3 protein-coding genes and 2 pseudogenes are annotated in these 5,232 nt (G+C 58.7%); 1 reads left to right on the forward strand and 4 read right to left on the reverse strand.

Going from position 1 to position 5,232, the window contains the following annotated elements:
* Positions 1-720, forward strand: a pseudogene (locus tag P7F28_RS08070) (acyl-CoA dehydrogenase family protein); the annotation flags it as partial.
* Positions 721-730: 10 nt separating this feature from the next.
* Here the strand turns inward: P7F28_RS08070 and P7F28_RS08075 are convergent.
* The 4 genes and pseudogenes from P7F28_RS08075 to P7F28_RS08090 all read right to left on the reverse strand — a co-directional run.
* Complete coding sequence (locus tag P7F28_RS08075) at positions 731-1,795, reverse strand: LLM class flavin-dependent oxidoreductase (protein ID WP_277183991.1); 1,065 nt, start codon at positions 1,793-1,795, stop codon at positions 731-733.
* A gap of 102 nt (positions 1,796-1,897) precedes the next feature.
* Positions 1,898-3,634, reverse strand: coding sequence for a D-lactate dehydrogenase (dld, locus tag P7F28_RS08080; protein WP_277183992.1), 1,737 nt, complete (start codon positions 3,632-3,634; stop codon positions 1,898-1,900).
* Between the two features lie 7 nt (positions 3,635-3,641).
* A complete protein-coding gene (locus P7F28_RS08085; protein ID WP_277183993.1) occupies positions 3,642-4,964 on the reverse strand; it encodes an MFS transporter in 1,323 nt (440 codons plus the stop codon).
* A gap of 133 nt (positions 4,965-5,097) precedes the next feature.
* Positions 5,098-5,232 (reverse strand): annotated as a pseudogene (locus tag P7F28_RS08090) (transcriptional regulator GlcC); the annotation flags it as partial.

The following is a 5,232-nucleotide window of genomic DNA, read 5'->3' on the forward strand; positions in this document are numbered from 1 at the left end:
GCATTCATTGGCACTGCTGTAGAAAGCCGTGCGGGACAGACCGTGCAGTATGTGCTTGAACGAAGCGAAGGGATCGATCGGCACGACGATTGGCAAGGCTTCGGCCAGCAACTCACCGGCTCGGGCACGATGAGATTCGATAACGTGGCCGTGCCCGCCGCGCATGTTTATCCGCCCGATCCACCGAAGTCGAACGATGCATCGCCGTGGGGATTCACGTTGCATCAGGTTTATCTGACGAATTGCATTGCGGGTATTGTGCGGCGCGTCGCACTCGATGCAGTGGACGTATTGCACGCACGCGGCCGCAACTTCTATCACGGCGATGCCGCGCATCCTGCGGATGAGCCGGTTTTGCAGGCGCTGCTCGGACGGATTCGCGCCTATGCGGCCAGTATCGAAGCAACCGCCGACCGCGCCGCCGACGCGCTTCAGCACGCGTGGAATCACTACGGTACGCGCGATGAAACCGACACCACGCTTGCCGCGACATTCGCTGCATCGGAGGCGAAGGTCGTGATCGATGATCTTGCGCCGCAAGTTGCAAGCTGGCTGATCGATCTGGGTTCGGGGTCGGTGGTATCGCGTATTGGTGCGCTGGACAGGCACTGGCGCAACATCAAGGTGATCGCCTCACACAACCCGCGACTCTATAAAGAGCGCTTGCTCGGCGAAAACCTGCTACACGGAAAGCTTCCGCCAACTGGTTCGTTCTTCTGATTTTTTGGACTCACGCACTCGTCAATATGCGCCGCACGCGCGGCGCCACTTCCTCGGCAAACCGCTTCATATCTGCTTCGAACGGCTGAAATTGCAGCATAAACAGTTCGATGCCCGCGCGATGGAACGCCACAATACGCTGCGCCACCGTATCGTAATCGCCGACCAGTCCCGCTGCGGTGCCGCCGTTCGAGCCGACACGCGCCGAGCGTGCGAACGTTGGATGCATGACTGCATTCGGATCAGTGTTGGCTTTCTGCTGCTCGCGAATGGGCTTATCGAGTTCGGCGAGCGCAAAGAGATGCTGAAGATGCGCCTCGGCTTCTTCCTGCGTCTCGCGCGCGATCACGAACGCCGACAAGCCGAAGCGCAACGGCTCCTGTCCCGCAGCACGAGGACGTGACGATACGTCCGCGATCAGACGCGCGACATCGTCGATAGGCTGGCCGTTGATAAACCATGTATCGCCATGTGCGGCGACGAGCGAACGCGCCGGTTCCGATTCGCCGCCAACATAAATACGCGGCCGCGCGCGATACGGATCGGCAGGCAGCAAACGATAATCGTCGATATGGAAATTGTCGCCGCGATGCTTGACAGACTCGCCACGCAACAGCTTTTCCACCACGCCGATCCACTCACGGCCGTAGGCGTATCGCTCATCATGCTCCGGGAAGCCGATTCCCGCGCGCTCCAGTTCAGGCTTGTTCCACGCGTTCACGAGATTGATCGCGAAACGTCCGCCGCTGATGTGCTCGATTTGCTGCGCCATCTTGGCCAGCACGACCGGATGATAAAGATAAGGCTTGATCGCCGCGATAATTTCGATTCGCGATGTCAGCGCCGCGAGCGCAGCGGACGCCGTCCACGCTTCGAGTTGATCGAGCGACGGATCATGCGGATTGACCGTATGCTGCGCGACGAGTACGGAGTCGAAACCGAGACGCTCGGCTTCGAGCACGAGAGATTTATTGCGCGCCCATGACGCGTCATAAGGTTCTGCCGGATCCTGCAAGGCCGCACGGCTGCCGTGCACGAGCGCCCAGACACCGAAGCGTGGAAGTGTGGCTGACATCGAATAAATGCGCGGGAAAGCGATGATGAAAGACAATCATGCTATCGCTTCCCGCGCACGCGGCCTTCCAATTTCTCCTGCTAAGCAAGTGCGCGATAAGCATTAAGTCTCTGCATTTTCCCGATATGCCGCAAATTTCGATGTCTTGCCGATTCCGGGATTGAAGCAATTGCACGGATCGAGATCACGATAGAACGCTTCGAGTTGCGGCTTCGCTTCATACAAGTGGCCAACGTTGTGCTCGGCAGGATATTCCGCACCACGGGCATCGAGTAATTCGAGCATCTCGTGTTCGAGCGCCATGCAGTCCGTACCCTTGATAGCGATGTAGTCCTGATGAAACACATGACATAGAAAGTGCCCGTAATACAGCTTCAGCGTGATGGCCTTCTCGATCTTCTGCGGCAAACGTTCAAACCAGTCACGATCATTGCGCCTTAATGCAATATCCAGCGCGACGATGTCTTCTACTTCGCGATGATGCACCGCGCGGTAACGCACCGCCGCGCTCGCCGCCGCGAATCGATGCAAAAAGGCCTTGCGCCCTTCTTCATCGCTACATTCGAAATATGCGCCGCCGGATTGAGCGAAGCGCTCTTGCAGAAACAGGCGCGCTTCGTCGATGCCTTTTGCGGGCACTTTCAGCATAAGATGATGCTCGTACTCCTGACGATACTCCAGCAAACGCTGCGGCAAATGCTCCGGCAAAAGATTGCTGATCCATTGCAGCACGCGATCGGACAGATGTTTCGGCACGAAGCTCAAGCGCTCGAACCAGGCATCGGCGCGCGTTTTGAGGCTGAAAAACAAGGGCAGGCGATCCGTGCCGAACTTGTCGATCATCACGAACAGGTCCTTGCCGTACTTGCGCGCGATATCGAAGGCATCGCGATGAAGATATTCGCCTGCAATCGGCAAGTGCGTGAAATTGGCGAGCGCGTGGCGGCGGATATCGGTCAGCACATCAACGTCGTTAGTGCCGATATAGAACACCTTTGCGCCCTGCTCGGCCGCGAAAGTATCGAGCCGCACGGCGAAGGTCATGACCTTGCCTGCCGATCCGGAGGCTTCGAATAATCGGCGCGGATCGGCATTGAAGCGCGCGGGCGTGGTGGCGTCGATATCGCGTACGTGGGTGGCATATGCGTGATCGGATGCAGCGGCGCCGTCTTGCACATCGGCATCGGTAAAAGAGCCGTTTTCTATGCGCGAGAGTATGACTTGCGGCGTTGCGCCGAGATCGACGCCAAGATGATTCACGAGCCGTGGCACGCCTGCTGCATCGACGGCTGCGAACAACGCCATCTCCGTGTATGCGGGTCCGCGATGTATCAGCGAACCGCCTGAGTTATTGCTGATTCCGCCCAGCACCGACGCGCCGATACACGACGACCCGATCACCGAATGCGGCTCACGTCCCAGAGGCTTGAGCGCGCGTTCGAGTTGATCGAGCGTGGTCCCGCCGATGCACACGACCTGCGTGCCATTGCGCACCAGATGCACGCGTTTGATGCGCGTCGTGCTGATGATGACGATATCGCGATCGTAGTCGTTGCCATCGGGCGTCGAGCCGCCCGTAAGTCCCGTATTCGACGCCTGCGTAATAACGATCGCACGCGCCGCGATACACGCCACCAGCGCCTTCCATTGCTCGACGAGCGTACCGGGCCGCACGACCGCCAGCACACGGCCCGCGCCGAAGCGATAACCCGTGCGATAGCGACGCGTTTCTGCATCGCCCGTCAATATGTTAGGTTTCCCAACGATATTGCCAAGCGTATCGATCAGCGTGTTGCCTTCGCGACTGGCGCTGAGGCCGTGTTGAGCGGTATCGGACATGGCGGCCTCAGGCGCGACGCGGTGCCGAAGACGAAGCACCCGACGCGGGCGATACCGCCGCACGCTGCGTCAGCGTGAGCAATGCACCGACGACAAGCGCTCCCGCCACCACGACCAGCCCCGCATTCGTGCTGTGCGTCACATCCTTCATCCAGCCGATGATCGACGGACTCACAAAGCCCGCGAGATTGCCGATGGAGTTGATCATTGCGATGCCCGCAGCAGCGGCCGTTCCCGAGAGCACGCTGCTCGGATAGGTCCAGAAAACAGGCATCATCGACAATACACCGGCCGTGCCGAGCGACAAGGTAATAAGCGCGACCAAGAGATTGCCAGCCTGAAGCGTGCTCGCATAGAAGCCCGCTGCCGCAAGAATGGCTGCAAGCGCGAGATGCCAGCGGCGCTCGTTGCGACGATCGGAAGAACGCGCAACGAGAATCATCGACACAATGGCGCAGGCATAAGGAATGGCAGTGAGCAGGCCGACGTTCAGCGCGTCTTTTACGCCTGCGGCCTTGATGAGCGTCGGCAAATAAAAGCTCACTCCGTACAGGCCCATCATGCAGCAAAAGTAGATGGCGGCCAGCCGCCAGACACGACCGTTCGATACCACCGCTTTCAGGGAATGATCCGCGCCGGGATTTTCGTCGCGTGCGATGTTATCTTCGAGAAGCTGCTTCTCACGATCGTCGAGCCATTTCGCGGCGCGAATGCCATTCGGCAGCATGAACAGTGTCGCGATGCCAAGCACGAGCGAAGGAATGGCTTCGAGCAGAAACAGCCATTGCCAATTCGATAAGCCATGCACGCCATTGAAGGCCTGCATGATCCAGCCCGACAGCGGCCCGCCGATCACGCCCGCCACCGGAATGCCGATCATAAACAGCGCATTCATGCGGCCGCGGCGCGACGACGGATACCAATACGTCAGATACAACACGATGCCCGGAAAGAACCCTGCTTCAGCAACGCCAAGCAGAAAGCGCAGCGTATAAAACATCGCGGGCGACGTCACGAACAACGAAGCGGCGGAGACCAGCGCCCACGTCACCATGATCCGGCTGATCCATACGCGCGCGCCGACGCGATGCAAGAGAATATTGCTTGGCACTTCGAAGATAAAGTAGCCGATAAAGAAAATCCCCGCCCCAAGCCCATAAACGGACTCACTGAACTTGAGATCGCTAAGCATCTGCAACTTGGCAAAGCCGACGTTCACGCGGTCCAGATAGGCCGCGACATAGCAGATAAAAAGGAATGGCAGCAGACGCCAGGTGACTTTGGCGTAAGTGGCGCTTTCGAATTGGGATTGGGCAGTGAGCGAATTCATCGCGAGTCTCCTTACTTCTTTGATTTGCTAGCGCGCATTGTTTCGCGCCAAACCGAGACTGTCGAGATGTCAAACCACTGGTCCTACCACTTAATTTTGCCGTGCCAGTGCGGCTAATGGCTATTCCCTACGTCTATTCCCAGCCCTTTAAACGCAGAGTCGCGCGCACCAGCCGCTGCTCTTCTGCCTCGATCTCGCGCAAACACGCGGTGGTGGTAGCGATATGCGAACTGGCGGCCTTGCGCGCCTGCGCCGGCTGCTTGCCGAG

Origin of the sequence: Caballeronia sp. BR00000012568055 (assembly GCF_029439455.1) — a bacterium.
Lineage (GTDB): Bacteria > Pseudomonadota > Gammaproteobacteria > Burkholderiales > Burkholderiaceae > Caballeronia.

Bases quoted from the DNA above. Each gene is read 5' to 3' on its own strand.
- P7F28_RS08075 (WP_277183991.1), bottom strand. From the start codon at position 1,795: ATGTCAGCCACACTTCCACGCTTCGGTGTCTGGGCGCTCGTGCACGGC.
- dld (WP_277183992.1), bottom strand. From the start codon at position 3,634: ATGTCCGATACCGCTCAACACGGCCTCAGCGCCAGTCGCGAAGGCAAC.
- P7F28_RS08085 (WP_277183993.1), bottom strand. From the start codon at position 4,964: ATGAATTCGCTCACTGCCCAATCCCAATTCGAAAGCGCCACTTACGCC.